The organism is Nocardia sp. NPDC004568, from assembly GCF_040609955.1.
GTDB lineage: Bacteria > Actinomycetota > Actinomycetes > Mycobacteriales > Mycobacteriaceae > Nocardia.
The window spans coordinates 1-4,417 of record NZ_JBEXLL010000160.1 but is presented as its reverse complement, the minus strand read 5'-3'; the positions used below and the strand labels follow the sequence as shown (position 1 = coordinate 4,417).

The 4,417-nt window shown below is 66.9% G+C and carries 2 protein-coding genes; both read right to left on the bottom strand.

Annotation, left to right across the window (positions count from 1 at the left end):
• Positions 1-257 precede the first annotated feature (257 nt).
• On the bottom strand, positions 258-2,585 hold the full coding sequence (gene metE / locus ABZV91_RS32175) for a 5-methyltetrahydropteroyltriglutamate--homocysteine S-methyltransferase (protein WP_355249482.1): 2,328 nt from the start codon (positions 2,583-2,585) through the stop codon (positions 258-260).
• Positions 2,586-2,927: 342 nt separating this feature from the next.
• Positions 2,928-3,797, bottom strand: a complete 870-nt coding sequence (locus ABZV91_RS32170; RefSeq protein WP_355249481.1) for a 3-hydroxybutyryl-CoA dehydrogenase — start codon at positions 3,795-3,797, stop codon at positions 2,928-2,930.
• Positions 3,798-4,417: the final 620 nt, after the last annotated feature.

Here is a 4,417-nt window from a genome sequence, read left to right as displayed (position 1 = left end):
TCGAGACTCGCGCCTGCGGCGCATGCGCTTCGAGGCCGAAACGGCGAGACGGGCCTCAACCCTTGGAGGTGTCTCGTAAAACTCGACGCATGGGGTTACGTCGGTATTCGACGAGCGTGCAGGTCGGGTCCGGACGTGGCTGCGATCGATCGCCTGCTGTCCACCCGCTGCCGGTTTTCTTGGAGACCGTGCGCGTGGATGTGGATATCAGGAGAGGGACGCGGCCTCGTGCTCGGAAGCTGTGCGGAGTTCTGCGCTCACTCCGGGGACGGATCGAGGTCCTGTTCAGCTTCCAGGCGGCGGCGGACACGGCGGGCGGCGGCGACCATATTGCGGAGGGCGGGGTCGAGCTGCCAGTGGTGGCGAGTTTTGAGGCCGCCGTCCGGGTTGGCCCAGAGCCGGTCGGGGCCGACGGCCGCGGCGGCCGCGGTGAGCAGCTCGTCCAGTTCGTCGATATCCGGGATCCGGGCCGAACGGCTCTCGTACACACCCGGACCGACGCCGTGACTGAGCCCGTGGCCGGAGGCGTAGTCGTCCTCGAGCGCTTTCAGCACCCATTCGATGGACCGGGTGGCGACGATGGCGGTGACGTCGGCGTCGAGCTGTTCGATGGCCTGGACGATCTCGGTGCGGCCCGAGTACGGGATATGGGTGTGGATCTGGGTGCTGGGCGCCACACCCGAGGTCGCGAGCCGGAAGGCGCCGATCGCCCAGCGCAGGTATTCGGCGCGGCCCTCGGGCCGGGCCGGCCACAGCTCGCGCAGCGCCGGTTCGTCGACCTGGATGATGCCGATGCCGGCGCGTTCCAGATCCACCACTTCGTCGCGGATGGCCAGCGCCACCTGATCGGCCGTTTCGTAGAGCGGCTGGTCCTGCCGGACGAACGACCGCGCCACCATGGTGACGGGTCCGGTGACCATTCCCTTCACCGGTTTATCGGTCAGCGACTGCGCGTAGGTGATCCACTCCACCGACATCGGCGCCGGTCGCGACACGTCACCGTAGATGATCGGCGGGCGCACACAGCGCGAACCGTACACCTGCACCCAGCCGAAATGGGTGGTGGCGAAACCGTCCAGCAATTCGGCGAAGTACTGGATCATGTCGTTGCGCTCGTGCTCGCCGTGCACCAGCACATCGAGGCCGATATCTTCCTGCAGTGCGATGGTGGCGGCGATCTCCGCCTCGATCTTCTTGCGGTATTCGTCGTAGGAGAGCCGCCCCTCACCCAGCTGGTGGCGGGCCTGCCGAGCTTCGACGCTCTGCGGATAGGAGCCCAGGGTGGTGGCGGGCACCGGCGGCAGCTGCAATTTCTCCTGCTGTGCGGCCCGGCGCTCGGCGTAGGGTGCGCGTTCCCGCATCTCCGGGGTGATCGCGTAGACCCGCTGGCGGACCGCGTGCTTCTGTTTGAAATGCACTTCGCCGGGGCGTTTACGCCATGTATCCGAGGGACCCTCGGTGAGTGCTTTGGCCAGTGAGACGACCTCGCCGACTTTCTGCTTCGCGAATGCGAGCCGATCGGCGACGTTTCCGTCGATATCGTATTCGGCGAGCACGTCATAGGGCACATGCAGCAACGTGGCCCCGGTGGAGACCACCAGGTCCGGGCACACCTTGGCGAGTTCGTTCAGGTATTCCAAGGTGACGTAGCGGTCGGCCCGCCACACGTTCGTGCCGCTGATGACCCCCGCGTAGAGCCGTTTACGGCGAATACCCGGGATCTGCGCCAGATCTTCGGGCCGGACCCGGTAGGACGCCAGATCGAGGCCGATCGCCTCCACCGCGGTGCCGGCGAGAATACGCAGGGCTTCCCCGAAATCGCCGTACTGTCCGGTGACCAGGATGCGTGGCCGCAGCGGCGCCTTGGACAGCCGGTCGTAGACGCGTTCGAAAGCGGCAAGTTCGGCGGCGGAACGCTCGGCGGTGAAACAGGGTTCGTCCAACTGCACACAGGTGGCGCCGCGCCGCGCGAGGATCTCGAACAACTGCTCGTAGACCGGGAGCAGCCGGTCCAGCAGATCGATGGTGTCGAACCCGGCCGACTCGCCGGGCACACTGCCGGCTTTCGACAACAGCAGCAGCGACACCGGGCCCAGCACCACCGGGCGCTGCTCGATGCCCACGGCCATCGCCCGGTCCCACTCGTCCAGCAACGCGTCGGCGTGCAGGGAGAATTCCGTATCGGCGTCGAGTTCCGGCTGCCGGTAGTGGTAGTTCGTACCGAAGAAACGCACCAATTCCAGCGGCGGTAGATCGGGCCGGCCACGCGCCATCAGGAAATAGAAATCGAGCGGGTCGAGATCGGCGCGGTATTGCGCGAAGCGGGACGGGAACGCGCCGAAGAGCAGCGCGTTGTCGAGCACATGATCGTAGAAGGAGAAAGTGTTCCCCGGGACCTGGGTGAGTCCGGTGGCGGCGAGCTCGTTGAACTGCTGCTCCTGGATATCGCGTCCGACCGCGTGCAGCTCGTCCCGGGTGATCGCCCGCCGCCAGTACGCCTCGAGCGCGCGCTTGAGCTCCCGGTGCGGACCGATCCGCGGATACCCCAGCACACTCGAGCCGAACCCTTCACCGACGTTGACCATGTCGACCTCCGTGTCTAATTGCCCCGCCGGCGCGGGACAGGCCGGGGCCCTGTCGACCCCAGTTCTTCACTCCGCCGCTCAGTCGCCGCGCTTCCGCGCCCTGCGCTCCAGAACCGGGACGGCCCGACCATGGACGCCGCCTACCGGGTAGAACGGTACGTCCTACGACCGGTGCCCGAGAGCTACCCGAAGCGAAGGCTTACACACATTCCCGACGCAACCCACATGCGTCGAGTCTTACGAGACACCTCCAAGGGTCGAGCCGCAGGCGCCGCCAAAAAACACAGCACCGTCACGAACAGGCCCAGTTCTCACCGGCACGCGAAAGACCGCCGGCTGTGCCTACGCTTTGTTGTACTGGTAGAAGCCCGCGCCCGTCTTCTTACCCAGCAGTCCCGCCTCCACCATGCGCATGAGCAGCGGCGGGGCCGAATACAGCGGCTCCTTGAATTCGCCGTACATCGAGTCGGCGATGGATTTCACCGTATCGAGGCCGACCAGGTCGGTGAGCGCGAGCGGACCCATGGGGTGGGCGCAACCGAGCACCATCGCCTTGTCGACATCCTCCTTGGTGGCGAAACCGGATTCGACCATGCGGATGGCCGAGAGCAGGTACGGCACCAGCAGCGCGTTGACCACGAAACCGGAGCGGTCCGAGGATCGCACGATCTCCTTGCCGAGGATCTCGGCCGCGAACTTCTCCGCCCGCTCGGTGACGGCGCCACTGGTCTTGAGCGTGGTCACCAGTTCGACCAGCGGGAGCACCGGCACCGGGTTGAAGAAGTGCATACCGACGACCCGCTCGGGGTTGTTGGTGGCCACCGCGATCTTCATGATCGGGATGGAGGAGGTGTTGGAGGCCAGTACCGCGCTGGGGTCGGTGACCACCTTGTCGAGTTCGGCGAAGATCGAGGTCTTGACCTTCTCGTCCTCCAGGACGGCCTCCACCACCAGCTGCCGGTCGGCGAAATCGCCCAGGTCGGAGGTGAATCGCAGCCGCCAGGCCGCCTGTTCCCGCTCCCGCTCGGTGATCTTGCCGCTGCTCACACCCCGGTCCAGGGACCGCAGGATCCGCGACCGGCCGGCGGCGGCGAGTTCCCGGGTCTGCTCGTACACGAGCACATCGACATGCGCCCGAGCGCACACCTCGGCGATACCCGCGCCCATCTGGCCGGCACCGATGACACCGACACGCTGAATCTTCTCGTTCACGTCCCACTCCTGTGTTCGTGGCGCCGCCTCGGCGGCGCGGGGCTGTGTTCATCGGCGCCGCTTCCGGCAGCGCGGGCTCGGAGCCCTCGGGACTTCGTCGACAATGCCGACCGCTCGGCAAGTGGGTGAGCGCCGGCGGGAGTCGGGTTCGGCGCTTCCCTCTCGCCGGAGAGGCCGAAGCCCCCTCGCCGGGCTGTAGCGAGGGGGCGGTACACCCCTACCGAGGTAGTGGGTCCGGGATATCCGTCGGAAGACGGAGTACCACGATCGGTCCCGGCGGACTCGGACCCGCGGGCCCGAGTCCGGCTCGGAGCAGTGACCCCGAGCCGGGGCCGTGCTTCCGGCACCATGTCGCGGACGGCCGACAGACCCGTTCCCCGCGCCGGTTCCGGTAACAACCGGAACCCGGACCGCAGAACACCGATCCTCACCGCAATCACCACCTGGTGCCGAGTCTTACGAGGCCTACAAAGGGTTGAGGCCCTTCTCGCCGTTTCGGCCTCGAAAGCGCATGGGCGAAGCGCGCCGTATACTCGCGGCGATCTGCTCGCCAGGATCCATGCCGACGGCAGGATTTCGCGCTCCGAGCACACCGAGAACGGCACCCGTGTCCAAGCCCG